The 25483-nt window shown below is 41.2% G+C and carries 20 protein-coding genes; 4 read left to right on the top strand and 16 right to left on the bottom strand.

Going from position 1 to position 25483, the window contains the following annotated elements; all coding sequences use genetic code 11:
- Positions 1–8 precede the first annotated feature (8 nt).
- The 4 genes from R2Q66_RS23380 to R2Q66_RS23395 form a co-directional block, all read right to left on the bottom strand.
- On the bottom strand, positions 9–629 hold the full coding sequence (locus R2Q66_RS23380) for an HAD-IA family hydrolase (RefSeq protein WP_316753786.1): 621 nt from the start codon (positions 627–629) through the stop codon (positions 9–11).
- A gap of 121 nt (positions 630–750) precedes the next feature.
- Positions 751–1098, bottom strand: a complete 348-nt coding sequence (locus R2Q66_RS23385) for a hypothetical protein (RefSeq protein WP_316753788.1) — start codon at positions 1096–1098, stop codon at positions 751–753.
- Between the two features lie 91 nt (positions 1099–1189).
- The gene (locus R2Q66_RS23390; protein WP_316753790.1) at positions 1190–2722 is read right to left on the bottom strand and encodes a TlpA disulfide reductase family protein; all 1533 of its coding nucleotides are present in this window, start codon (positions 2720–2722) and stop codon (positions 1190–1192) included.
- 108 nt (positions 2723–2830) lie between these two features.
- Positions 2831–3766 (bottom strand): NADP-dependent oxidoreductase, encoded by a 936-nt coding sequence (locus tag R2Q66_RS23395; protein ID WP_316753792.1) that lies wholly within the window; start codon positions 3764–3766, stop codon positions 2831–2833.
- A gap of 85 nt (positions 3767–3851) precedes the next feature.
- On the opposite strand from R2Q66_RS23395, the gene R2Q66_RS23400 reads away from it, so the two are divergent.
- Positions 3852–4724 (top strand): AraC family transcriptional regulator, encoded by an 873-nt coding sequence (locus tag R2Q66_RS23400; protein ID WP_316753795.1) that lies wholly within the window; start codon positions 3852–3854, stop codon positions 4722–4724.
- Between the two features lie 5 nt (positions 4725–4729).
- On the opposite strand, the gene R2Q66_RS23405 is transcribed toward R2Q66_RS23400, so the two are convergent.
- Positions 4730–5569: a formylglycine-generating enzyme family protein gene (locus tag R2Q66_RS23405; RefSeq protein ID WP_316753796.1), complete on the bottom strand. Its 840-nt coding sequence runs from the start codon at positions 5567–5569 to the stop codon at positions 4730–4732.
- Entirely contained in the window at positions 5553–6323 is a 771-nt protein-coding gene (locus R2Q66_RS23410; protein WP_316753798.1) for a hypothetical protein, read from the bottom strand. The genes R2Q66_RS23405 and R2Q66_RS23410 overlap by 17 nt, the downstream gene beginning before the upstream one ends.
- Positions 6324–6535: 212 nt before the next feature.
- On the opposite strand from R2Q66_RS23410, the gene R2Q66_RS23415 reads away from it, so the two are divergent.
- Positions 6536–7138 carry a DUF5025 domain-containing protein gene (locus tag R2Q66_RS23415; protein ID WP_316753800.1) on the top strand — a complete coding sequence of 201 codons (603 nt, stop codon included), beginning with the start codon at positions 6536–6538 and terminating at the stop codon, positions 7136–7138.
- A gap of 72 nt (positions 7139–7210) precedes the next feature.
- On the opposite strand, the gene R2Q66_RS23420 is transcribed toward R2Q66_RS23415, so the two are convergent.
- The 6 genes from R2Q66_RS23420 to R2Q66_RS23445 form a co-directional block, all read right to left on the bottom strand.
- A complete protein-coding gene (locus tag R2Q66_RS23420; protein WP_316753802.1) occupies positions 7211–8758 on the bottom strand; it encodes a serine/threonine-protein kinase in 1548 nt (515 codons plus the stop codon).
- Positions 8758–9561, bottom strand: a complete 804-nt coding sequence (locus tag R2Q66_RS23425; protein WP_316753804.1) for an FHA domain-containing protein — start codon at positions 9559–9561, stop codon at positions 8758–8760. Before R2Q66_RS23425 ends, R2Q66_RS23420 begins: the two co-directional genes overlap by 1 nt.
- Before the next feature lie 12 nt (positions 9562–9573).
- Positions 9574–13551 (bottom strand): FtsW/RodA/SpoVE family cell cycle protein, encoded by a 3978-nt coding sequence (locus tag R2Q66_RS23430; protein WP_316753806.1) that lies wholly within the window; start codon positions 13549–13551, stop codon positions 9574–9576.
- Between the two features lie 34 nt (positions 13552–13585).
- Complete coding sequence (locus R2Q66_RS23435) at positions 13586–14989, bottom strand: PP2C family protein-serine/threonine phosphatase (protein ID WP_316753809.1); 1404 nt, start codon at positions 14987–14989, stop codon at positions 13586–13588.
- Positions 14990–15083: 94 nt separating this feature from the next.
- Positions 15084–16034 carry a hypothetical protein gene (locus tag R2Q66_RS23440; RefSeq protein ID WP_316753810.1) on the bottom strand — a complete coding sequence of 317 codons (951 nt, stop codon included), beginning with the start codon at positions 16032–16034 and terminating at the stop codon, positions 15084–15086.
- Between the two features lie 108 nt (positions 16035–16142).
- Positions 16143–18338, bottom strand: a complete 2196-nt coding sequence (locus R2Q66_RS23445) for an SEL1-like repeat protein (protein ID WP_316753814.1) — start codon at positions 18336–18338, stop codon at positions 16143–16145.
- A 177-nt stretch (positions 18339–18515) separates the two neighbouring features.
- Here R2Q66_RS23445 and R2Q66_RS23450 point away from each other — a divergent pair, with 177 nt between their 5' ends.
- Positions 18516–18977 (top strand): DinB family protein, encoded by a 462-nt coding sequence (locus R2Q66_RS23450; RefSeq protein ID WP_316753816.1) that lies wholly within the window; start codon positions 18516–18518, stop codon positions 18975–18977.
- Between the two features lie 32 nt (positions 18978–19009).
- Positions 19010–19804: a hypothetical protein gene (locus tag R2Q66_RS23455; RefSeq protein ID WP_316753818.1), complete on the top strand. Its 795-nt coding sequence runs from the start codon at positions 19010–19012 to the stop codon at positions 19802–19804.
- 86 nt (positions 19805–19890) lie between these two features.
- On the opposite strand, the gene R2Q66_RS23460 is transcribed toward R2Q66_RS23455, so the two are convergent.
- From R2Q66_RS23460 to R2Q66_RS23475, 4 genes are all read right to left on the bottom strand, one after another.
- Positions 19891–22428 carry a WG repeat-containing protein gene (locus R2Q66_RS23460; protein WP_316753819.1) on the bottom strand — a complete coding sequence of 846 codons (2538 nt, stop codon included), beginning with the start codon at positions 22426–22428 and terminating at the stop codon, positions 19891–19893.
- A 251-nt stretch (positions 22429–22679) separates the two neighbouring features.
- Entirely contained in the window at positions 22680–23270 is a 591-nt protein-coding gene (gene pncA, locus R2Q66_RS23465) for a bifunctional nicotinamidase/pyrazinamidase (RefSeq protein ID WP_316753820.1), read from the bottom strand.
- Positions 23271–23289: 19 nt separating this feature from the next.
- On the bottom strand, positions 23290–24069 hold the full coding sequence (locus R2Q66_RS23470) for a hypothetical protein (RefSeq protein ID WP_316753821.1): 780 nt from the start codon (positions 24067–24069) through the stop codon (positions 23290–23292).
- A 473-nt stretch (positions 24070–24542) separates the two neighbouring features.
- Positions 24543–25349 carry a Fic family protein gene (locus R2Q66_RS23475; protein ID WP_316753895.1) on the bottom strand — a complete coding sequence of 269 codons (807 nt, stop codon included), beginning with the start codon at positions 25347–25349 and terminating at the stop codon, positions 24543–24545.
- Positions 25350–25483 lie beyond the last annotated feature (134 nt).

Here is a 25483-nt window from a genome sequence, read left to right on the forward strand (position 1 = left end):
AGGTTGTTTTAGCCGGTTTGAGCTTGATGTGCTTCCAGGATTTTTTTAGTGCTTAGAAAGTCCTGATGATGAAAGCTGTGGATACCGAGTTTTTGGGCGGCTTGCATCAGCATCAGCCGGTCATCAAAATACAGACATTCCTCCGGACTAACCTGTGCGATACCCATGGCCAGGTGAAAAATCCCCGGATCCGGTTTACGCATACCCACTTCACAGGAAGAAATAAAAGCATCAAAACAATCATGCAAACCAAACTTCTGAATGCGGTAATTGTTGATTTCCCGACCTTCATTATTAATCGAGATCACCCTGAATCCGCAGGTTCTTTTCCACTCTTTTAACCAGGGTAGGAAATCTGGTAATGCCACAGATTGGGCAAATAGGAAATCCTTGAAATCTTGTTTGGTAAATGATCTTGGATGATTGAATATGACCGTGTTCAGGTAGTCATCCAGCGTGATTTTACCAATCTCATACACATTGAAAATGAAATTGTGGAGCACATCCATTTCCTCGTAATTAAGATCAAAAAGTTTGGCAGCTTCCTGTCTGGATTGATGTCCCCAGCCATTATTCAGCAAGACACCTCCGATGTCAAAAAAGAGTACTTTAATTCTGGAATCTTTCATACCTAAATTTTGAGTATAACAAAATTCAGCGGTATTAGTTTGCAGTAGCCAAACACAAGGAGGGAATGCTTTTACTGGCAGAAGCCACCGGGTTTTATAGAGAATACAAGTTAGAACAGCACTAATTCTCTGGCTTTGGCGCTAAAAAGAGCATTAAAATAGCCGTGATTTTTAAGAAACCTGAAAACAGTTGCAGGGAGAAAGGAAGATTCAGGGCTTGATTTGGGACTAATACCAAAGGGACCGTACTAATCACAGTCACAAATAAAACAACCCATTTAACCCAGTGCTTCCCAATAAAGGCGAAGTATCCTAAGGTCATGAACATCAGCGAGGTTTCAATCCCGGTAGACATGTCAAAATCAGAATTTGTCCGACTTTGAAGCACGCCAACAACTAAATCAACGATGATAGCTGCGAAAATTAAGTATGATGCTAGTTTGAAACTCCCGTGAATCTTGTCTTCCATTGTTTTTAAAAAGCCGAAAGGTACAATTAAATCAGCGTAGCCCAAACCAATTCTCTTGCTTTCCCGTCTTCTAACTGCGATATGATAAGATTTAGGGCTGTTTTACAAGCGCCAAAATATCCTTTTTTAGCACAGGGTCGCTTGGTCTTGGCGCATCAGTATTCACCATTTGTCCCTCCTTGTCTATAATCACATAATGAGGGATCCCGGAAATACCAAGCCCTTTGGCAAGCGTAGATTTAAACGCCTGCTCCACCCGGAAGCTGTTTTCCTCAATTCCCAGCGCTTTCACAGATTTTAACCATGCCGCCGGAGATTCGTCTAGGGAAAGATACACCATCATCACATTTTCGTTTTTCAGGTCCTCATGTAACCGCTTAGAATAAGGAATCTCAGCTTTACAAGGGACACACCAGCTGGCCCAAAAATCAAGCACAATCACTTTACCTTTATTTGCCGCAACCAGCTTTTCAAAGGTTCTTTGCTTTCCATTGATATCCTGGATTACCGTTTCTTTAGCATTGCCAGATTTACCCGGACTAATATAGAAGGCCAGGTTTTTCTTGATCTGTGATTTGTAAGCTTCATTCCCGTTTTGCGAAACGAATTGTTGTAACATTTTCTGGTTTTCCGGACTGAGGGCCGGATTCACAGTTTTCAATGCGAGGAATAGGCAAAAATCTCTGGTTTCTCCTTTAAACTCCTGGTTGATGAAATCTACCTTAGCCTTTAGTGTAGGATACTTTTCTGTTGAAAAAGCATAAGTCAGGTAGTTTTTTAAAGCATACCGATAGGTCGGGATATTTAAGCAGCTGTCACAATTTAACGTGGTTAGCATCGAAGCCACAGCGTTTTTCAGCGAGTCATTCACAAGGATCTTCTTTGCCCTGGCATTGTTGATGATCTTCAGCAAATCTGCTGAAAACTCATATTTAAAGAAGTTATCCATCAGCTTTTTATAGTCTGATGTAACCGGTTTAGTTTTGGTATAACTTTCTAAAAAGTCTAATCTTTGCTGATATCTGGACTTAATGAATTGGTAAGAAACTACCGGATCTTTTAATTTTTTGTTCTTGATGAGGTCCATAAGCACCAACATTCTCGTAGCAGAAGGACCAGAACTATCACCATGTTTGGAAATCTTGGATAAGGTGTTTTTTAACTTAGCAGATTTCTCCGTTATTTCCTGCTGACCAAGGGCTTCAAAAAAACCGAGTTCATTTTTTCTGGTGTCGTCTTCAACAGAACTGCTAACAGCTAAGGCTTCTAGACCAGGCGTGATACTGATTTTCTCAGCAGGGTAAAAAACATAATAGGTCTGATTGGGTGTCCAGTCCATCACAAAAACAGGTGTTTTCCCCCAGATCTTAAAGGCCTGGCCCTGTTTGTTATCCGGCGTTATTTCAAAGGTTTGCCTGTCGTTGAGCTGATCCAGATAGGCGAGATATACCACCTGATCTTTTGCCTTCCCTGCATCAGGTTGGAAATTTACGCTCACTGTGATCTCAGTAGCAGGGATTTTTGCAAGGTTTGTGGCATTTTCTTTCGGCTTTTGCTGACAAGCAGAAATTAGAAATACAAAGATAAAAGATAGGAAAGCGGGTGTCTCGTAAGCTTTTGCCATGATTTTATGGTCTCCAATAGGGTTAGTTAAATGGATTATCAATATATGAAAATACGTTTTTTTGACGAAGAAATGCGCTTGTTTATTTCCATCAATTTGAGATCCTTTTTAAAAAACGATTACAATCTTACCTTGCGTTCTACCCGTTTCCAAAGATTTGTGTGCCTCTGCCATTTGATCAAAATTGAAAACCTGGGAAACATGAGATTTCAGGGCTCCGCTTTCCAGCAAATCAGCAATTTTCTTCATGTTCTGACCATCGGATTGCACCATCGTGAAATAGCCGGTAATCCCCATCGCTTTTGCCTTTTCTGTCACTTCTTCTCTTAGTCCGGAAGGAATACTGATGATGGTTCCTCCTTTTTTGATCACTTTTAAAGAGCGGTCTATATTGTCGCCACCAATAGTATCCAGTACAAAATCTATATCCTTCGTAAATTGTTCCAAGGGACCAGCTGTATAGTCTATAAATTCATCAGCACCCAGGCTCATGACAAAATCTTTCTTTGCTGCGGAAGAAGTTCCGATCACATAAGCGCCCAGTTGTTTAGCAATCTGAACCGCATAATGACCAACGCCACCCGCTGCTGCATGGATTAAAACACGTTCGCCAGCCTTGATTTTGGCATGATCTACGAGTACCTGCCATGCCGTTAAAGCGGCTAACGTAGCTGCTGCGGCATCGGTATGACTGATCTGTGCTGGTTTTAAAGCCAGCTGGTTTGCCGGAACCGCTACATATTCAGCATAGGCTTTTCCATGTCCGGGGAAGTTCACCATCCCAAAGACCTCATCGCCAATTTTAAAGGCTGAATCACTAGATTCCTTTACAATTCCAGAGATATCCCAACCAAGAATCATCGGTTGCTCTTCCTTGATTTTTCCGGCAACACCTTTTCCTTCACGGGTTTTAATATCCACAGGATTGATGCTGATTGCTTTTACGGCTACCAGTACTTCTTGTTCTTTGATGACAGGAATAGGTAGTTCTTCTATTTGTAACTGATCTGCGGTTCCAAAATCTTTTAATAGGATTGCTTTCATGATTGTCTTAATTTGTAATATAAAATTAGGGATGTTTTTATCAGATTCTCTGTACATCTATTCGTTAAATCAGTAAATTCGTACCATGCACAAGGAAAGTTTGTACGAGCCATTTGAGATAGTTTTTAAAGAATTGAACGAATGTCCTAAAAAGGCACACGAACATAATTTCTTTGAACTAGTGTACATCGTCTCCGGTACCGGACAACAATGTATCAATAAAAACAGGTTTGCTTACCGAAAAGGGCATATGTTTCTCATTACCCCGGACGACTGCCATTCTTTTGACATCGAGGAAACCACGCAGTTTTTATTTATCAGATTTAACAACATCTATATAAAGAACAGTGCCTTACAGCAAGAAAGTGTCCAGAAACTGGAGTTTATTTTACAACATGCCAATCACCAACCGGGTTGCATCTTAAAAAACCAGGTAGATAAAACACTGGTAGAACCGATGATCAATGCCATTATCCGGGAATATGTAAATCGCGATCTTTACAATAAGGAACTAATCCGCCAGCTGGTCAATACCCTGATTATTATAGTCGCCCGGAATATCGCCAAATCCCTGCCCGAGCAAATCAATGAACGATCAGAAGAAAAGGCGCTCGATATTCTGGAATATATCCATAGTAACATCTACACGCCTGAAAAACTAACCGCCGAACACCTCGGGGCAACTTTTGGAATTTCAGAATCTTATATGGGTCGTTATTTTAAGAAACACGCCAATGAAACCTTGCAGGACTACTTGATGCAATATAAAATCAAGCTGATTGAAAACAGGTTACTGCATAGCGAATTGCGAATCGGAGAAATTGCAAGGGAGTTTAGCTTTACCGACGAAAGTCACATGAACCGTATCTTTAAAAAGTATAAAGGAGATAGCCCCTCAGCTTATCGAAAAGCCAGAAAAGTAAATACAGTTTCCAACAAAGGCACCACCGTTTTATAATAATTTCAATTAGCCTGAATTTTCAGTACTCTAAAACCCTGGTTACTAAAAGAGGCGTGTGGATTGACTCTGCCAATATCCAGGGAGTTAAAAAAGGCACAGGCATAATTGCTGCACCACCACGAGCCACCTCTGGCATGTGCTACCTTCCTGTTTTTGGGGTCAGATGTTAAAGTCCCTTCACAAAACTCAAAAACATTGCCATACATATCATACAAACCAAGGCCATTGGGTTTAAAGCTGGCTACGGGTGCAGTATAGATATACCCATCAGTTAAATCGGCACTGAGGTGATCTCGTAAATGCCAGATGTTCGCATATTGGCCAACCTCCTTAAGATCCTCGCCCCAAAAGTAAGTAGTTTTAGCACCGGATCTGGAGGCAATTTCCCATTCATCCAAGGTTGGAAGCCTCACTTTTGCCCATTTGCAGTAGGCTTCCGCGTCCGCATAGCTGATGCTGGTGACCGGATGATTCATTTTATTTTCAATACCACCTCTACTGGTTCCGTTTGGAAACCTCCAGTAGGCTGTACTATCGTTCAGCCATTTGAACTCTGCAAGCCCCGGCTCAAAAACCATCGCGTTTTTCAAGCGTTCTGCGTCAGTCCGGTAATTGGTGGCCAAAACAAACTGCTCAAACAAGCGGTTGGTTAGCTCCGTTGCAGCCAGATCAAAACCAGCGGTACTGACTTTCCTCAAGCGGTTAAGCTGGTGTTCGCGACCACCCAGCCAGTATTCCCCTTTGGGGATGTGGATAAAACTGGTGTCCGACTGTGCAGCTACTTTCTGGCTTAAAATAGCCGCTAAACACAGCAAAAACAGGAACTTATTTTTTACGCCCATTGTAGAAAGCTTCAGCCCTGCTGATAATCAAATCTTCATTGGCTTTGTTAAAATTCAGGAAACTCCGGTAGGTACTATTGTTGCCATAAAGCTTTAGGTAAGTGGCAGAAGTCATGAATGGCTGATAATCATTTTTCTTCATGAGCTGAATCAAAACCGTAAGGATGTCATGGTCCTTATGGTCAAGGTTATACGTTTTGATCAGTACAGGGATTATTTCCCAGCCATTCACATATTCAATGGTTGTTTTATAATTTAGTCCTACTTTTTTGCTTCTGTTTACCGATTCGGAAATCAGGGAAAGCACAGAATCCCGGTTACTGACCAGAAAATTAAGCTGCCTTTCACTCCAGTTTTCTTCATCAAAGACATCCGGTAAATTGCCGAAAATCTTTAGATCCTCTTCTAAAATCGGTGTAGGGATATCGCAATTCTGACTGGATACTTCCGCATGAATCATATGATAGGTGAATTTTTCCGGGAGCGAAAGACTCTGGTAGCTTTTGGGACCTAATACGCGAAAATACACATCACCATCTCCACCAGTAGCATTTATACCGGCAATTAATGCCTTTACTTTAGTCAGCCCGTAGGGAGGGACGGTACTTTTTAAGCGGTTATTGTGATAGGCCTGACTGGCAGGACTAGCTTCTTTAAATTCCGGGTTATCTTCCTGCGCAAAAACAAGGGTCGAACTGAGTATCGCAACGGCTAAAAAGAGAAAACGTAGGTAATATTTTAATGAAATTATCATGGGGTTAAGCATAGGTTAATCAAAGCTAAGGATTAATTTCCTCAGAATTTAGCCTAAGGATTAAACAAGTACTCAGTCCGAAGTACGTAAAACAGCTTTTTTATAGAAATATTGATTTTTATTTTAGATTATTAATTTCCTTAACAGGGTGTTTGGTATCTTGCGGAAAGCATTTGGTCTTTTTTTAGGTCTGATGTTAAATAAAAATTAATATGAATAGCAATAAAAGAAACAGATGTTTAAGTGTGATCCTGTGTTTAACGATCGGATTCAGCCTTTCTTCCTGTACAAAGGAAGAGGTACAGCAGGAAGAAAAGAAAGCCTTTATTCAGTATTTTAAGGCCAACCTTGGTAGTCAGACGATGAATGTTAGTAATGCTTTGAAGGACGACGACAGATCTCAACTTCAGGCATCCTGGACGGGAGTGGACATCGCTATTGGAAAGCAGCTTGAGGTTTATGTGGTAAACGTTAAATTACCTAAAGCATTATTAAATACAACTAAGGAATCGCATTTGAAATTTCAGATTTATGATATTAAAAAGAAACAATACCAAATTAATGTTGATGATCCATACGAAACAGACTTCGGTACGTTTATTTATCTGGTGAAAAATCCAGGCATGGATAATGAAGTGGAGTACACAACCAGCAGTTTTAGGAAGCCATTCGTCCTGGAAATCACAAAGTATGAACGGCCAAATGGGGACATCGTTCCAGTTGTTGGCGGAAAATTGAATGGTGTTTTATACAATCCAAAAAACCTGATGGACTCTGTTGTTATTCAGAATGGAGATTTTGAACTATGGCGTTAATCGACAAGGGGTTAAATCGTATGAACCAAACATACGACTTAACCCTTTGCCTATCCGCTGCGATTTCCTATTTTATTCTTTAACTTCTTTTAGGTCATTTTTATTTAACCAGCCTTTGGTAACCTGCCCGTCTTTAGCCGTATGCGTTACATAAATAAAGCCTTTATCTTCCTCAATGACGTTAAACTTTGCATTGTTCCATAAACCCAGTACGCCATTTTTTTGCGACGTGGCACTTGCTGCTTCATAAAAATAAATCGTCCCTTTAGGCAGTTGGTATTTTTTACCCTCGCTCACAATCACAGGAACATTGTCTTTTGCCTTAGCTTCCGCTTCTGCGCGTTTTGCTGCGGCAGCCATCTGTGCTTCATATTCTTTTTTCAGGCTATCAATTTCAACCTGCTGTGCAGCCGTATCAATGGCCACCGGTTGAATTGTTACCGTGGTATCTGGCTCATCATGCATTACAGTACTAGTCGTGTCAACTGTCGCCACCTTTGTCGTGTCAATTGGAAGCTCTTGCTTCGCAGAACCATCATTCTTCATGAAAAGACCGTAGGTGGAAAGCATCGCTAACAACACGATAGATAAAATCATTAAAGTGTAAACAGACTTCGACAAGACGACCTGATCTGGTTTCGGTGTTACTTCTGGCACTGCGGTCTGATAGAAAGAAGCTGGTTTTTCCGGCGTTGCTGCAACAGGAACTACAGTATCACTGCCTCTATGCATAATGGCTTCTTGTAAAACAGCCCCATTGGCATACCTGTTTTCAGGACGTTTTTCTAAACATTTTCCAATGATCTGCAACAACCATTGCGGAACATTCGTTTCTTTTTTTCTTTTCTCCTCATCCCAACTTTCAGGTAACCGGTTTTTACGTAAAGTCAGCAGATCCGGAACCTCAGCCTCCATATGCGAAATCATAACCTGGTTGCGCGAACTTTCGTTCTTATTGATCAGTGGGAAAGGTACCGTTCCGGCAAGGAGTTCATAAAGGATAATGCCATAACTATATACATCCGTCTGAAAAAACATCTCGCCATCATGCTGTTCCGGAGCCATAAATTCAACCGCACCGGCATGGCGCAGACTCGTACGACGTTGCTCGTCAGACATAATTGCCAAACCAAAATCCAGCAATACATAATTACCGGTTTCCGTATTGAATTTTACGTTGTTACTCTTTACATCACCATGTTTAATGCCCACACGGTGGCAATGTGCCAAAGCATTGGCCAGTTGTTCGGCCAGTTTAATGACCTCATGGATGGTAAATATCGGAGGGTGGGGAGACATTAAAAGTTTCTCCAGGTCTGGCCCTTCAATGTATTCCATCTCTATAAAAGGGAAGGAGCCGCTTTCGGTAAGGCCAGATCCCAGTATTTTTACCACATTAGGATTTGGAATCTCATTGACCTTTTTGAGCTTTTCAACCTCATTTTTAAACCTGATGAAGTTCTTATCATCCTCACTTTCTGTATGTATGGGCGTAGGCATAATCTTCACTGCCGTGATGATCGTTCCCACTCGTTTACCCTTATATACAGAACCCTGGCCACCTGTACTTAAGGCACCCAGATTTTCTAATCCTTCTGTTATCGTAAAAACTTTACTCATTATACAATATTATCAATTACTGAATCAATATAGCTAAATTCTAAAACTGCAAGCTCCCCTAAAATTATCTGATCGCCTTCCTGTAGCGTATGGCCGAGCTCGGCAACATTTAATTTTACTGGTGTATGGTCGCCTACGGACCTCATTCTTACCTTATTCCGGGGAGGTATGCCGCCTTCATCGGCAAATAAAAGAAAAGACCCGGTATTGTTATCCCATTCTATATGTGCATGTTGCCTGCTGATAAATTTATTCGCCTCATTGCTGCTCACATCATGAAAAGCAATGTGGTTGATCCTGAAAAAACCATCACTGGCCTGAACTTTAGGCGCTCTGCCGATATTGATCTTTCCATCAGCTGCGCTGATCTTATATTGAACGTGCTCCGAATCCCCATTTAAGGTACGGATATAGGCGGTTTTGGATTTCTTAACCACCACATGTTCCGGCGTTCTGATGTAAAGCGCTGCATTGATGTTGTTTAGTTTTATGGCATCTGCCGGCAATTCTTCTACAAAATTAACCTGCAAAGTCCAGTCGCCGGGTAAATCTATGGCAAAATCGTCAACAATACGTTGGATCTCATTTTTAAACCGCGCTTCATCTTCCGCAAAAACAGCAGATTCGTACATATACCTTTCGGCTGGCAAGCAGGCTATCATTAGCGAAAGGCCTTTAATGTGTTTCCCTTCACCACCTTCAAGCTTTTGAAGTTCTTGCTTAATAGCCGTAAGAAAGGCCTCTCTGATGGCTTTTACGTCTTGCAATGGCTCTGGTTTTCGCTTGTTAAATAGATTAAACATACAATCTCTTTTTTAGTTAATTTCTTTACTCAGGTATCCTAATTTCAACAGGGCAGGTATCACATGCTGACCGGCAAGTCTCACAGCCCTGCTAGAGCCACGGGTAGATTCAATTCTGATACACACCACAATATTTCCCTTCCCGTTTGCTTTAGGTGCATAAAAAGTGTACCAGCCATCGTTTATTTTTCCATTTTTCCAAACCCTTTCCGGAGTACCTGTTTTACCGGCTACTTTTAAACCTAGTAAACTGGTTTTATTTGCACTTTGCTTGAGCATATAGCCGCCTATAGTATCTGCGTAGGCAGGGTCATTGGCAATTTTAACCGCAGGATTAACGGAAGTAGCCGAATCGCTTATTTTTAACACATAGCGGTTGGCTACCATCTTTCCATGATTGGATACACCGGAAATCATCCTGGCCATGGCCGCAGGCGTTGCAATCAGCTCACCTTGTCCCCAGGCCATTCCTGAAATACCTTTTGCTCTGGTCCGGCGTATGCGGGCAGGATCATACTTAGGTTTGGTATTAAATTCTGTTTTCTCCCAAAAGGTTCTCCATTTGCCTTCCTGTTTGGTGTTCAAAGTATCTCTGCCATAATAATATCCACCAACGCCATGTAAGAACATACCTGTTTTTAAATATAAGGTGGCCATTTCGTCCTGCAAATGTTCCTCATTGGCAATTTTAATGAAGTACACGTTGTTCGATTTTACTACCGCTTTTTCCATGTCAATCCGGCCTGTTTCATCCGGCTCAATACCTTTAGTCCGGATCCGTTCCGCCATGCTTACGGTATATGTTTTTTTAGCCGCCTCAGGTCCCAGTTTGTTGAAAGCCGCCATCGCAGTCAGCACTTTGGCCGTCGATCCTGGTGGGGTAGCCGTAGTGAAACCCAAATCTGTGGTGGTGTACCATCCGGCTAATTTATTCTGTTCTGTAGTCGTTGTATTCAGTAAATCCCAGTTTTTAAGAGGAGGGAGGGGGTAAACTGCTGAAGTCAGCACGTCGCCCGTAGCATCTTCCATAATGACAACCGACACCCTGCTGTTTCTGATCGCCGTATCCTGTGCCATGGTGTTTTGAATGGAAGTCTGTAAACCTGCATCTATCGTCAGTTTCACATTCCGGTTACGCTTTTTAAACGCTTCTACCTCGTTGCTGTTGATGCCTGATAACAAAAGCGGCGCTAAGGCAGCATAATCTCTTTTGCTCACCGTCATTTCCTTTACGCCCCTTGGCAGGAACCGGTTTTCCCGGTATTTATGCGCATTGGTATTAAAGGAAACCGTTGGTGTTTTAAATCCCCGTAGTTCTGCAGCATGTTCATATTCGGCAAAATAACCATTGGTGCTGCCATTAAATACATTGGTATTGTTATCGCCAACCCAGAAAAATAACTGCTCCTCAAAAGGGTAGTACCGGTCCATCCGCTTGTGTGCGGCCGAATCCAGGTTATAGCTGATCCCCGCATTGCGGAGTTCCTGCTGTTGTTTTTTAATATGCTCGGGATTACTGGTCGCCAGAATACGGCCATTCCTGTCGTACAGATCGCCTGCCGCCAGCTTGTTCATCAGAATGGCAATCCTCGGATTGTAACTGAACATCCTGGAGCCACTTCTATCGGCTACTAATGCCGGTTGAACCACCCATTTTTTATTGTGGATGATGTAGCTACCTACCGTAACGGTTAGTGAAATGATGGCCACACTTGCCGCAAGCAAGGCTGGAACCAGATTTTTATCCTGCTGTTTGCTGAGGTAGGTCATTTGTACGTTTGTACCTTTGACCAACGATGCGGAAAGTAAAAATCCTGCGGCCAGCATATTGGCTACCAAAGAGGAGCCACCATAACTGATAAAGGGGAGGGCTACGCCCGATAAAGGCAATGCACCAGTAGAACCGCCTGCGATGAGTAAAAATTGCACGAACAAACTGATCCCCACCCCCGCACATAAATAGAACAGGAAGGGCATGCCGGTTTGCCGGCCAATCAGGATCGCCCGGTGTAAAAATATCAGAAAGACAATGAATATACCTGCAATTCCCGCCAGGCCAAATTCTTCCCCGATAGCCGGTAAAATCATGTCGGTATGCGCCTCAGGGATCGTTTTGGCGAAACCCTGTCCAACGCCCTGACCGCTAAGACCACCACTGGAAATTGCCCAGATGCCATTAGCTACCTGATCACCGCCATATACCTCGTTGTTCCATGGATCCTGCCAGATCGATTTACGTTCTGTAAGCCTGCTTACAGGGCCTGGAATTAATTTATCCAGATAAGGAACCTGATCAATCAATAAGAACGCAGCCATCACCACCACAATCATAATGGCCGATTCGCTGGTCTTTTTATTGATCACCATAATCAGGGAAACCAATGCGGCGGTCACTAAAGTCGCAATCCAGACATTGAGTAACCATGCACTAAAAACATAGATGATAATGGCCGCAAGCATCATCATAAAATCACCACGTGAAAAAGAGAATAGAATGATAAAGGTGAAACAAACCACCATCGCCGGACCCAGATCGCCCAATAATAAATACAGGAATATGGCAACAAGTATAGAGACTAAAGCAAAAGAAAAGAAGAACCAGCGCTTTTTCCAACTGCTATATTCGGTGATAAATCGTTCGTTGGAAGCAAAGAAGCCGGCAAGAAACAGGATGATGGCATATTTTACCAGCTCGCTGGGTTGCACACCAAATAAATTCACCTTTACGCCACTACCTTCCGGACCAGTACCAAATACGATGGTAAAAGCCAGTAAACATAAAGCCAAAATCGCCCATTGCCAGCCTTTAGCCTTGCTGAAAGCGTTTTTCACCAATAGCATGCGGTACAAACGGGAATCTACATTGAACTTGCGTAGGTTTAGCGAGAGCATAATGCCAATGCTTAAAATTCCTAAGCCATAAAAAATAAGGCTATCGCGGGCCAGGAAGCGGTCACGTAGCGGATCCTGTAAACTTAATAACGTTAAGAAAGAAAGCCCCGTCATCAGCATGATGATGGGCAGGATCAATTGATCTGCCTGCGGATACCTGGCTTGTAGCAGAAAATGAAGCAAAAAGAAGCCTGTAAAGAAACAAGCTACAATAATCCAGTACCATTGGTTATAGTTTTCCGGCGTACGTACAATCAATGACTTTTCTTTTTTAAGGATTTTGAAGTCACGCGTTGAAAACAGCCTGATACTATGAGGAGATTCCCGGAAATTAAGGGTAACATCATGGTCTAACTCCTGCAAGCCCTGCGACTTTCCAAACTGTGCACCTGGCTTTAGAGGTAAGACTCCATAGGCTTCATGGTCAGGTAGATGTTGGAAATGATATTCCCCCTTCGCATCCGTTCTTAAATAAGCAATGAAATCATCAACCACCTCATCTTCGGTATAGGCCGTGTCTTGAGGCAGGATCATTTGTAGCCGTACTAAAACTCCTGCAACTGGCCGGTCTGCAGTGTCGGTAATTTTCCCACTTAATCCATACCTGCCTTTGGCAAAATCTTTTTGAGCAGGCAATTGCTGCGGATGTTTTTTCTCCTGTCTATATTTTAAAGAATCATTGCCGGTAAAGCCCAATAATAAGCGCGAGGCAATCACCCGTTCCTTAAAGTTCTTTCCACCATTCGAAAAGGCAATATCCGCAGGAACAAAGAACTTGCGTTTATTCAGCTCGCCAATATTATCAATCGCCTCCTTATGGCGTAAAAACTGTGCAGTAACCATGGATTCAATCAGGTTAATGTCCTGCTTGTCCTCAAAGTAATATCCTTTAATCAGGAGTTTTTTGATTCGTTTACCGGGCTCAGAATCGTTTAAATTCACAATTGTACCCTCCGCCAAACGCGGATGTACCTCAGTGAATGTTTGTTGCTGGGTAAAATAAAGCGTAACAAATAATGCACCCAATACGATGGCAAAGAGCAATAAAAAGATACGCTCAACCTTTCTGTTTTGGGTGATTACGGCTTGTTTGCCCATATTAATGAATAGTTCTATTGGTTTAATTATTTTGTTATTTCTTCTTTAACACAGAGCCATCAGTCCGTATGAATTTCACATTTTTCAGTAAAACTCCTTTTTTCTGTAAAGCACTCACATCATCAAAATTCTCGAAAGTAAAGTTCTCCAGTAAAGTGCTTTTATTGGTAGGAGCAATCAGAAACGCCTGCCCTTTATAACTCGTATCACTTTTAATAACCAGATTGCTTTCGGCCTTTAGGTACAAACTATCTCTGTTAATCCGGATGGCTTCCGTAATCAAAATGGGCGACTTAAAAACAGCCGTATCTAAAATCAATATATTTCCTTTTAGTTTGTTTAAAGTGTCCTGTAGTTTAAAAGCCTGTGAGGTTTCCACAGCAATGGAATCAGGAACCGGCTTTAAATTGATCTCTGTGCTTTCTTGTTTCCAGAAAAACCAGGCGATTGCAGCAAGTACCAGGGCAATGATAACAAACAGGATAGGATTTAATTTACTGCCTTGTTTTTTATCTTGTTCCTGATTGGAAACGACCTTGTTTTCGGGAACTAAGCTGTCCCCCTGAATTACCGTGTCGCCAGGCTCTACATTTTCCTTGACCTCATATTTTGCTGCCGAAACAACTGTTGCTAGCTTCTTTTTCTTAGCTGGAGAAACTGGTTTTGTTGCCTCATGTACAAATGAAGCTTTATCATTTTTAACCAATACTACGGTGATGTTGTCCCGACCGCCATTGGCATTCGCCAGGTCGGTTAAAGCCTGACCCTTTTGCCCCAGACTCAGGTCTTTTAAAAGGATATTGGTGATGCCTTCTTTATTCACCATGTCTGATAAGCCATCACTGCAAAGCAGCATCAGATCACCAGGCAGGAAAGGGGACTGGCCCGTTTCGATATAATCTTCCTGCTCCGCTATATTTCCGGCAAAACCTAATGCTTTGTTGATCTCGTTGCGTTTAGGGTGCTGCATGGCCTGTTCCTCGGTTAAACGCCCCGAATCCTCCATAAAACCAACGAAAGACTGATCCTTAGATATTTTTATCAAAGAATTATCGCGCAACAAATACAATCGGGTATCTCCAACATGCGCATAATAAAACTGGTTGTTTTTTAAATCGGCTATGGCAATGCTGAGTACACAAGCCATATCTTCATACGTTTTATTCAGCTGTTTGGCTGCCAGAATCTGATCATTGGCTTCGGTAATCGCGTTTTTCATTAACTGTGCGAGATCACCTGAAGGATGAACCATCAGCTTTAACAGCGTTTCTCTGGCAATCGCAGCAGCAACTTCGCCGCCGGTATAGCCACCAACACCATCTATTACGCAGGCCAGCACAAAGTCTGTCCCTGCTATTTTTTCAGCAATAAAGGTATCCTCGTTATTGCTGCGTACTTTTCCAGTGTCAGTTATTCCAAAATAGTTGCTATCCATCATTCTTGCGGGTCGAATTTTTAATGGACACAAAATGTGCAATGAGTAAAAACAAACAGATGAGCAATAATGCTATGGAGCCAATTTGCGACATATACTAGGCTTTAAATATATTGATGCCAATAATTCCATTCAGGATGATTCTTGAATTTACGGGAAGTTCTACCCATTTCGGGTCATCCGGATTACTTCGTTCAACCAGATTTTCATTCAAGATGGTCTTCTCCCCAAAAGAAGAAAGAAAGAATTTATCTTCCGTTTTACGGTATCTGATTTGCAGGTGTGGGGAGTTCACCCATTCCGATGGAATCTTGAAAACATGAGCATCTGCTCTGCTTTCCTCGTTTCCTGAAACAATGATGTCATTAGACTTCATCAGGTATTCCAGTTTTTGTCCGGAATAAGCCTTATCAGGTAGGGTAGTTTCAAATCTTGCCAATACTACATTTTCCTGGACCACCTCATTTTTAGGAGCAAGTGTTAGATTGGCCAGATAAGGGATTTCATAATAGCCCTCGCTGTAAAATATAAAATCCTTTAGAATATCGTTGCTCACATCAAATGTCTGAGCCATTCCAGTTTGTCTCGGTATAAAAGTAACCCTTAGATTTTCTTGCTTCTGACCGCCATCAGGCATTAATTTACCAATAAAACCTTTGTCGCCAGATTTGTAATCCGGGTGCGAAACAAAGCGAAATACCCATTTATTACTGGATGGTTCCACTCTTTTGCCGGTAGCGGCATAGTCGTTCAATATTTCATAAAACTTCTTGACAGATTCTTGCGCAATTAATCCGAAAAGACCGTTTTTGTTGTCCATAAATGCGCGGTAATCATCGGTGTTTAAGCAAATGATATACTCATGGTAGAATACTACGCGTTCCGCAAAAGACAGTTCCGCAATGGATTCTTTGAATTTTTCAATGATATAGGTATAAACGGTATCGGGCGTAAGTGGCTGTGCTTTAGCTACCGGATCAGTGTTGTTATTGCTTAAAAACCAATCTTGTATCCCTATTCGCTGCCAAAAAGAAGGTTTTTCTTCCATTTATAAACGTTTAATAATCTTGTAAATTTTATATAACGCTAAAGCTAGGTATTTCAGTGTGAAAAATAACGATTCTCTTCCATTGTAGTGCCCTGAAGCGTAAATGAACTAAAAATCAAACCAGCCTTTCTTTTTTGTCAGCAGGTCTTCCGGAATCTCCAGTTCTGCGGCTCTGGCTTCTTTTAGATGTGTTTCTACCTTGTTCTCATCCTTAAAACCTTCCTCATTCCTGTGAATTCTAGCGAGTTCTATATGTGCAGGCTCGTATCCACGCGTTACTGCAAGTTTAAAATACGCGATCGCTACTTCTATATTTTTGTCAGTTCCCAGTCCATGACTGTGTAGCACAGCAAGATTGTAAGTCGCAATTTCATGCCCCTTGTTTGCGCCCGACTGATAATATTCCAGCGCCTTTTCGTATTCCTCTTTTAAATCGTACAGATAACCCAGCCAGTTGTATTTGGGTTCGCCCAGGTTTGCAGCTGCCAGAAAGTGTTCCAGCGCCTTATCCAGGTTAAAGTGGAGAAACCCCTCGTCAGCATAAATATCTCCAAGGTTGTTATTGGCCAAAGCCAGTTGCGCTTCAGCAGCTTTATGTAACCAGTAAAGTGTCTTTTCGAGATCCACCTGACAGCCAATGCCATATTTATAACACATGCCCAGTCCGTTCATCGAATCCTTATTACCTGTTAAAGCTCCCTTCCGATACCAAAAGTAGGCTTTATCCTCATCTTCAAATCCTTTATTGATATAGTATATATGGGCCAGATTATTCATGGAAGGAAGATGGCCTTTTTCCGATCCGATGGTATAGAAATATATGGCTGTGGCATAGTCTTCCTTCATAAAAGCTTGTTCGGCAAGTTCAAATGTGGTATACACATGACTCAGTTGATCATCTATCTGTTGATCAGTCATTATTTGCCCTTTTCCATAGGTTAAGAGCTTTTTTCTGGTTTTATAGTCAAAATGGTAAGCATAATCATCACCGGTATGCTCCAGTGTAATTGCTTTGTCGCTGAGGCTGATATTGGTCTCGCTAACGGTGTAAATTTTGTCCTCTTTGAAAGCATAGGCAAAGCCTTCTCCAGCAGGTTTACGGACAACCAGGTCAAATCCATTATCTAGTAGCATCCCATCCTTTTTATAGATGGAATAGCCTTTGACTCCTTTAAAAGGTTTAATGAACAGGAAGCCATCTTCCAGGTTTTCTATAGCAGAAATAGGAAATTCCCCCAGGTACTTAAAAAATTCATTAAAGATCTTTTGATTTTTCTGACCGCTTACCGCTATGTGGTAAAAAGCATAGCCCGCCTGTATTTCATTTTCATGTTCAAAAGCAATACAGATTTTTCCTGAAGCATTGATCATACCCCAGCGTTCCCCTATTTTTGCATTAAAATACTCTCCATATTCAATAGATTTAAGGTCATCATAGATTAACTCAGTAACCAGGCTGCCCTTTGTATTAATCAGCCCTGTTTTTCCTTGTAAGATCACCACCGCGACCCCCGATTCTTCGAAATCAAAAGCATCATCCCAGGTTAATGGAATCGCAACATTTCCAGTAATATTCAGGTAACCATATTTGCCGGTTTTTGAGACTACCGCCAGGTCTTGCGGACCAAAATTAAAGAATTCATCATAGTAAGGATTTAGTAATACGGCGCCATCTTTTCCTTTAAGCCCCCAGAGCTCATTTTCTTCGAATATTTCAAATGTGGGTTCTTCCTCATCAGGCTGAGAAATACAGGTCCAGCCATAATCATAGTCTTCATAATTTAGAAGTTTGGAGAAGGTATTAAAAGCGGAAGTAACATCTTTAAGTACTTTATAGTTAAGCAGACTGGCGTCTTCTGCGTCCATCGCCATCGTAATTACCTGATTGTTATGCGCGATGGTTGCCAGCCAATCCTTTGCCTGTTTGGCATGAGACCTATCCTCCATGTTTAACACATCCCACATATCAAGGTGGAAATAACGGCCATCAAGTTCATCTAAGTAACTGAACAATTTGTCCCTGGCCGCTTTAAATTTCTCTATATTTTCGATGAGTTCAGGCTGATTCTCCAGGAAATTATAAAAGCGCTTTAGGTTTTCAACACCAGGTTTGGCATCGTAATATAAACCGGAATTACTACCTGCTATGAAATTGTTGTAGTTATTACCGGAAATGAAACCGCCTTCAATTAATAAGGGTTGTAGCATGAGCGGCATTTCATAACCCCATTCCATCATCATCGTATCGGCATTTTCTGCAACTGAGGGGGTATTGATATTGTATAAATAGGTGCGGTGTGACAATTCAGCTTAAGTTAAAAGGTTCTATAAAAAAGGTTAAAAGCCTAGAGCCAATTTTATGCCATTTCTCAGCTGAAATTTTCAATCTAAGCTACCAAAGCATAATTGATCGGGAAACTTTAGTTATATTGGTAATACTAAGGTTGGTTTTTAAATTAAAAGAATGTTTAAATGGATAAAATGGAACCCTTAATTGAAGAACTTGAAAAGCTATTAAACGGCGGTGGCGCCCATGTAGGGTTAAAAGATGCGACAAAAGACATTCCTTTTGAGCTACTTGGTGAAAGGCCTCATGGTTTGCCTTATACTATCTGGCAGCTGGTGGAGCACATTAGAATTGCCCAATGGGATATGTTGGAGTTTAGTAAAGATGGTAATCATAAATCACCGGAATGGCCTGATGGATATTGGCCTGAAGAACTAGCTCCGGCAGACAAAATTAGCTGGAATAAAACACTGACGCAGATTGATGATGATTTAAAAATATTTATTGAATTGATTCATAAACAGGATCTGTTTGAACCTATTGCGTATGGAACCGGGCAAAATATATTGCGGGAAGCATTTCAGATTGCTGACCATAACGCTTACCATATTGCTGAAATTGTGGTCATCCGACGGTTGTTGGGTGTCTGGAAATGATCGTGTGAAATTTTTTAACCGATGAAAAACTCATGAGTCTAATTGCAACCAACAAAATATCGGAATATATTGAGCAATATCCGGAAGCGCGCATTCCATTACTGGTTTGGCTTAAAGAATATCCATACCATCTGGAAAAAGCAGCGTTTCTTGGTCAATCTTTAGAACCTCATCAAAGCTGTACTATTGGGCAATTTGGAGTTGGTACTGGCGATTATGTTATTCAGAACCGGATAAACCATGAAGCGAAAATTTCCTGTATCACATGGGTAGGAACTAAGGAGGAGTTTCAATTAGAAATAGATCGCAAATTAAAGGAAATCTTACAAAGGTATCCGGATACTGTACAGAAAGAGCTGTCGATAACAAAGATAATTCAGGCTCCTGTTCCGGATATGACGGAGGCCTTAGCTGCTCCTGAAATAAAGGACGACCCGATAGACGTCAATTCAGAAGTTAATATATCTGAGGATGAAGGTTTTCAGACCGTATCAGCATATGAACAAGGATTACTCAGCGCAGCTTTAATCTTTGAAGCTGAACCTGATACTCCGGAATTTGATGAATTATTAGCCTTGGCTCCCTTGATAAAGCATTTCGAGAATAACAAGCTGAAATTTCCATTACTTGGTAATTTTGAAGCGGTTAAACGGAAAATGGAGATCTTAAGTATGACTCCTTTAAACTTTGCCCACATGGTAGAGACTGAAGAGCAATTCAACTTGTTTCTTTCCGGTAAGCTAGCGCTCTCAGATGAAATTGTGAATAGGTTATTTAAATTTCTTTTTATACGTTTTCCGATTAACGACCCGAGGTTTACTACATAAGATTGCCGGACTGGAACTTGAAAATAAGAAAGCCTGAAATCTTGCGATTCCAGGCTTTCCTTATAGTTTTGATGAGGGAAACATTTTTAATCGTGTTCAAAATCTCTGGTCATGAAATAGGTGCTAATCCAATAACCATTAATTTTCATGGCATTGCGCAAGAACCTTGACATGAGCCTGTCACCGAAGTCATGCTCCTCGCTTCGCATGTTGCCAACATAACCTCCTTCCTGAAGCGCAGTGTAATCTGTAACTGCAGTAAGAATTAAATGATTATATGCGTTTGGACGTTGCCATTGGTCTTGTTTGAATTCCAAAAGATCCTGATAATATTTCTCCTTGATGAGTTCGATAGATCCGGAATCTGCCCCCATGGGCTCGCGGCTAAAGTGGTTGTAATTCAGGAAATGAAGTATATGCTCAGAGGGGGCTATCTGATCAGCGAAACGCTTTAATCCTCCCTCGTCCGGGCTGTCCAGGGCTTTGATAAGCGCAAGCTTGAGTTCCTCAAATGTATGGTAACCCTGATGTGGCTTCATTGGCTTCGGCTTGCCGATAAACTTACCGTTCTGGTCGATGAGCCTCATTTGGCCGTTGTAAAAAGAAAGAGCGGATTCACGACCTTCAGGGCCTGTCATTTCGAAATTGCTAATCTCGTCAAAAGGGCCTGGATTCAGCACCTGGTTCTTTTTGTTAAGGAGCTGGTAGTGCTTGCCGGATTTGGCTTTATAAAGTTCCAGGCCGGAAATCCGTTTCAAGTCGCTATAGACAAAAGGGATAAGGGGCTGGTTTTTCAGGTTCACTGTGCCCATCTTACCATTCTTGCTCACTACGATGTTATAGCCTCCACCATTAGCCTGGTCGATTCCCGACTTAACCAGGTTCAAACTGATTCCGTCGTACTGGATAGGAATGATAATTTCATTTCTGTTGTTAACCAGTCCATATTTCTTGCCTATTCTTACGCTGTAATTAGTACGTCCTGGACCTTCAAAACGCTGGATGATGGCATCATAAATCATCGGAATCGCTAATTTTCCGGTCATTTCGTTGATTGCGCCGACCTTACCGGCTTTGTTTTTCACATAAAGCAGGTAGTTTCCGGTCGGACTTTCGGGATTCAGCAGTTGCTCGTCGTTTGGAATATGGCCGTAGCTAGTCAAGGCCTCAGGAACGATTAACTTCATATTGGCATCAAGGAAATGGTAAGTTGCTCCCTTTTTGGCGATGAGAATCTTACTGCCTTCGGTAGCACTACTGCCAATCCAATCATATTCTGCTGCAATGATTACCTTTCCGTTGGTGTCATACAAGCCAACCTTAGGGTTAGGTTCTTTAGTGGTGACACGGAAAAAGTTCTTTTCAGCACTGATATAATCAAAGGCTACGGGAATGATGACCTGATTTTTGTAGTTAACCACGCCCGATTTATTGTCGCTTCTTACCTCGAGATAATCTTTCAGGCTGCTTTCATCAAAGCGTTGGAAGCTACTATAGAGTAGGGAGACAATGATTTTGCCCTTTTGATCTACTAAACCTCTTTTACCTTCCTTAGCCACTTCGAAATATTTGTCACCAAAGGCCAGGATGGTTTCATATTCTTCAGGAAATAGCTGTGCTCCCTGAGGGTTGAAAGCACTTCGGTTTTTCCCTTTTTTAGCCAGAATTAATTCGCTGCCATCCCTGTAGATGTCGTCGTAAATGAGGTCTGTTTTTTTGCCAGTCGAAGGGAAATACATCCCCTTCAATTGATCTTTTTGGATGATGTAGTGGCTGGCAGGAGAGTAGGCGTTCTTCTCTGTGCTGATCAGGTTATAATCCGGCGCATAAATAATTTTTCCTGTAGAATCTACCAGACCAAATTTGCCGTTCTGCTTAACAATAAACTGACTAATCGATGTTTTATACGTTAGCGGGTTTAATCTCAGGTTATTACTACCAACCTGATTTGAGGGTAAGTTATTGTCTTTCGTTTCATGATAGATGCTGTCATATTGAAAGGGCACAATTTGCTCGCCCCCTTTAACCACGCCGAACTTACCATTTACCTTTAGGATGGCTAAATTGGCATAAAGCGATACAAATTCGATCTTTTGAGCATAGGTTTTTTCTCCCGCATTGGTGATCATCTGCGCTTGTCCATCCTTTGCCAGCACAAAGGATTGCAGGTTGCCCGGGTCGCTATACAGAATTTTAGGGTATTTAGTACTCAGTATCGACTTTCCGGAGGTACTGATCGAGCCATAACTATCCTTTTTCCTGACGATATAGGCATTGCCACTTTTATAGATGCTATAGTCGATTGCGTCGAATTCGATCTTGATAATCAATACACCGTTTTTGTCGGCGATACCATATAAACCATCTTTTTTAACCATGAACCCATGCTCATTAGGAATGATCTGCTCATATATTGCTTCTTGTTTAATGTTGTCCGGGGATATAAAACCATACTTGCCATTGATCTTATAGCTCGCGCTCGATTTTTTTGAGGAACCTGCTTTAGGCATAACGCTCTCAGGTATAACCATAGAATCATCTATATCTCCTCTGATTGGTGGAGGAACCTGGGCATAGACATTACTGAAAAATAAAAGGAGAATGAGGTATAAGAGCTGTCGCATATAATTTTATTTGTACACCAAAATGTTTTAAAGTTTAATCGGCGGAGTGAAAATACAAAAATAAGGCAACTATTAATAACTCATGATAAACAAATGGCGAATTTTGGAAACATGAAATTAACTGCTTTGAAATTTCACACCTCAGTAATTTATAGGAATGTCAAGGTGTTTCTAGTATCTGTGTAAAACAAAAACCCCTGAAATCAGCTGATTTCAGGGGTTTTTTAGATGGTTTTATGAACCATGATGCGCTAAATAATAGTCCCGCCTTTTTGCTGAAAGTCTTTCTTAACACGTTCATATCTTTCTAAATCTATTGGCTTAGAAGCATGCTCAATAATACTGGATTTAAAACCTAAGTCTAACCCATCATTAGCGGTATAATACACGCAATAATCCGCAGCTACTCCGCAAACGGCTATTTCTGTAATGCCTCTTCCTTTAAGATAATCTCCCATGCCAGTAGATTTTTTCCTGCCATTATCAAAAAAGCCGCTGTAACTATCGATTTCTTTGTCCATCCCTTTTCTAAAGATAGCCTCAATAGCATTCGTTGAAAGTTCCGGAACAAATTCTGCTCCTTTTGTCCCTTGTATGCAATGCTCAGGCCATAGCACCTGATTTAATCCGTTTAACGATATCTCTTCAAACGGTTTTTTACCCGGGTGAGACGTAACGAAACTTTTATGTCCGGTTGGGTGCCAATCCTGTGTGGCTACTACCAGATCATATTCTGATTGTAAGTCGTTAATAGTTTGTACGATTTCATCACCTTGCTTAACGGCTAAAGCGCCTCCTGGTAAAAAGTCATACTGGATGTCGATAATAATTAAAGCTTTCATATGTAAGGTTTATAGGTTGTTATATTTTAAAATAGTTACCCACTTTGGATACTTTTTCCACCAAAGCGGTTGAATTTGGCTGTAAAACGTATTCACTCAGGCCCACCTCTTTTGCTTTAGGTGCCCAATCAAAGGTATATCCCAGACGTGTCCATGGGTAGTGGAAATCTGCTGTAGTGGATAAGGTTCGGTAATAGGCGAAAACAATATAATTATTATACCATGAGCTGAAACCTTCGGGATTATTAGTGCCTAATGTTGCAGTAGCTGTTTTAGTGCTGATTGTCCGGCTGCCTGCTGGCCTATACAAATTTTCCGGGTTTACCCAGATCTCGGCGATATGTGTATTGCTTTTTTCATTAGCAGGGGGTAGGCCCAATAACTGGCAGATACGCATGGTGGTGTCACTTGCTGCCGTGAAAGAAGAACCTATACGTGCTTTCATTTGTTGTGGGATGAATAACCAGGATTCGCCCCATGAGTTGTTAATTGATTCACCAACCGGGTAGCTGGATGGAAAACGCATGTAACTAGCCATTAAAACATGTGGCTTACCATCAATTGTTTTCCATTTCAAAGCCGTATTTTCAGGAGTTAATGCCCATAACGTATCAATTATTTCTGAATTATCAGCAACCATCGCATCTATGATGGCACTCTGGTATAAGTCGTTCATAGAAAGTACAGGTGGTTCTATCTCTGCCGGGATAACATGATCTTTTTTACAACCAACGAGCGTACCAAGCATAAGTAAAGCACCTAATAATAGGGGAGAGTAATTAATTGTTTTTTCTTGCATTAGATTTAAATTATGTTTAAAAATTAAAGTCTGAAGATAAAACAAAAAACTTGTTATAGTATAATGGGTGTATTTTAGCTTATAGCTATAAATGGGTATTTATCAACGATAAAACAGGGCTTGTATTTAGTATATACCTTGATGTTAGCCAATCTCACCCATGGAGGTGGTATATATTCAATTTGTTCATTGTTTATACAGGAAGAAGGTTGCTTAGAATGGAAGAATCTGAGCCGGTCAGGAAACAAGACAGCTAAAAAGAAAAGGGAAATAATCCTAAGATTACCTCCCTTTATCTAAATTAACGCTCTCAGTTATAAAGACGCTTATAGCGGTTTTATATTGTGTCTTGCTTAAAAAAAATATCCGGCATGCGTGTTCTATCTTTTGGAGGGTGAATAAACACACACCTGTACGAGGAATCGGAACCTTCTTTGAAATGGATCGAAGGGGTATAGCCGATTTAGTTAAATTTAGAATAAGAAAGTAAAACCAGAGCCTTTTTTAGGACGTTTCATTTCTTCAAATTTGTTGATTTCAGTAGACAAATGATTTTTGTACTCCTCATCCATGAATTTTCTGAAAATGTTAATGTCTTCGTGTTTACGAGTATCGATGAGTGCCTGATAATAATCAGTTTTTGTTTCACTGTGCACGATTGCAAGAGGTAGTTTATACACAGCCTGGATATAGTTCATTAATAATCTGGAAGTTCTGCCATTCCCATCATAAAAGGGGTGGATACTAACCAGGTTAAAATGCGCATCATAGGAAAGATTTAATTTTTCCCGTACAGTTAGATTCTCCTGCATTCGTCTGGCAAGATCCAAAGCGAGATTTTTTGTTAGGAGCTCCACCTTATCAAAATTAGGAAAATAGGTGTCACCAGCGACTACGTTACCTTTGCGAAAAGCTCCGGTAGCTGCGTCAATCGTTCCAAACACCGTATTATAAATACTTGCTGTGTTTTTTACAATAAGTGAATTTAGCTTTTGAATTAACTGGCTGGTAATAGGATTTCTCGCTGTAGCTTCAGCTAAGGCGTATTGAAGTGCAGCATAGTGATCGGTTACCATCAAACTCTCGTGCAGCGGCTTTCCTTTTGGTGTCAGGCCCTCAGTAAGTAAAACCTGAGTTTCAACTTCCGTAAGGGTTGAGCCTTCAATTCTGGTAGAATGGTGAACGATAGAGATCAGATTAAATTTTTCATGATCTATCACCTGGTCTATGCCGAGATGCTGATACTGTGCTATGAGTTTGATGATGTCCATTGTCTTCATCACAAATGTAATCAATTTGATGTTTTAATTCATTAAACTTAGCCTATCCAAACCGAAGATCATATTATACAAAATGATGTAACTTGTCGATTAATTGAGTATCATTATTTATTACTAATAATTGAGAAGCTTTT

This window comes from Pedobacter gandavensis (assembly GCF_032677645.1).
Classification (GTDB): domain Bacteria; phylum Bacteroidota; class Bacteroidia; order Sphingobacteriales; family Sphingobacteriaceae; genus Pedobacter; species Pedobacter gandavensis_A.

Bases quoted from the DNA above. Each gene is read 5' to 3' on its own strand.
- R2Q66_RS23380 (WP_316753786.1), bottom strand. From the start codon at position 629: ATGAAAGATTCCAGAATTAAAGTACTCTTTTTTGACATCGGAGGTGTC.
- R2Q66_RS23455 (WP_316753818.1), top strand. From the start codon at position 19,010: ATGAGTCTAATTGCAACCAACAAAATATCGGAATATATTGAGCAATAT.
- R2Q66_RS23400 (WP_316753795.1), top strand. From the start codon at position 3,852: ATGCACAAGGAAAGTTTGTACGAGCCATTTGAGATAGTTTTTAAAGAA.
- R2Q66_RS23430 (WP_316753806.1), bottom strand. From the start codon at position 13,551: ATGGGCAAACAAGCCGTAATCACCCAAAACAGAAAGGTTGAGCGTATC.
- R2Q66_RS23420 (WP_316753802.1), bottom strand. From the start codon at position 8,758: ATGAGTAAAGTTTTTACGATAACAGAAGGATTAGAAAATCTGGGTGCC.
- R2Q66_RS23475 (WP_316753895.1), bottom strand. From the start codon at position 25,349: ATGAAGACAATGGACATCATCAAACTCATAGCACAGTATCAGCATCTC.
- R2Q66_RS23405 (WP_316753796.1), bottom strand. From the start codon at position 5,569: ATGGGCGTAAAAAATAAGTTCCTGTTTTTGCTGTGTTTAGCGGCTATT.
- R2Q66_RS23450 (WP_316753816.1), top strand. From the start codon at position 18,516: ATGGAACCCTTAATTGAAGAACTTGAAAAGCTATTAAACGGCGGTGGC.
- R2Q66_RS23435 (WP_316753809.1), bottom strand. From the start codon at position 14,989: ATGATGGATAGCAACTATTTTGGAATAACTGACACTGGAAAAGTACGC.
- R2Q66_RS23395 (WP_316753792.1), bottom strand. From the start codon at position 3,766: ATGAAAGCAATCCTATTAAAAGATTTTGGAACCGCAGATCAGTTACAA.
- R2Q66_RS23470 (WP_316753821.1), bottom strand. From the start codon at position 24,069: ATGCAAGAAAAAACAATTAATTACTCTCCCCTATTATTAGGTGCTTTA.
- pncA (WP_316753820.1), bottom strand. From the start codon at position 23,270: ATGAAAGCTTTAATTATTATCGACATCCAGTATGACTTTTTACCAGGA.
- R2Q66_RS23410 (WP_316753798.1), bottom strand. From the start codon at position 6,323: ATGATAATTTCATTAAAATATTACCTACGTTTTCTCTTTTTAGCCGTT.
- R2Q66_RS23440 (WP_316753810.1), bottom strand. From the start codon at position 16,034: ATGGAAGAAAAACCTTCTTTTTGGCAGCGAATAGGGATACAAGATTGG.
- R2Q66_RS23385 (WP_316753788.1), bottom strand. From the start codon at position 1,098: ATGGAAGACAAGATTCACGGGAGTTTCAAACTAGCATCATACTTAATT.
- R2Q66_RS23460 (WP_316753819.1), bottom strand. From the start codon at position 22,428: ATGCGACAGCTCTTATACCTCATTCTCCTTTTATTTTTCAGTAATGTC.
- R2Q66_RS23415 (WP_316753800.1), top strand. From the start codon at position 6,536: ATGAATAGCAATAAAAGAAACAGATGTTTAAGTGTGATCCTGTGTTTA.
- R2Q66_RS23390 (WP_316753790.1), bottom strand. From the start codon at position 2,722: ATGGCAAAAGCTTACGAGACACCCGCTTTCCTATCTTTTATCTTTGTA.
- R2Q66_RS23425 (WP_316753804.1), bottom strand. From the start codon at position 9,561: ATGTTTAATCTATTTAACAAGCGAAAACCAGAGCCATTGCAAGACGTA.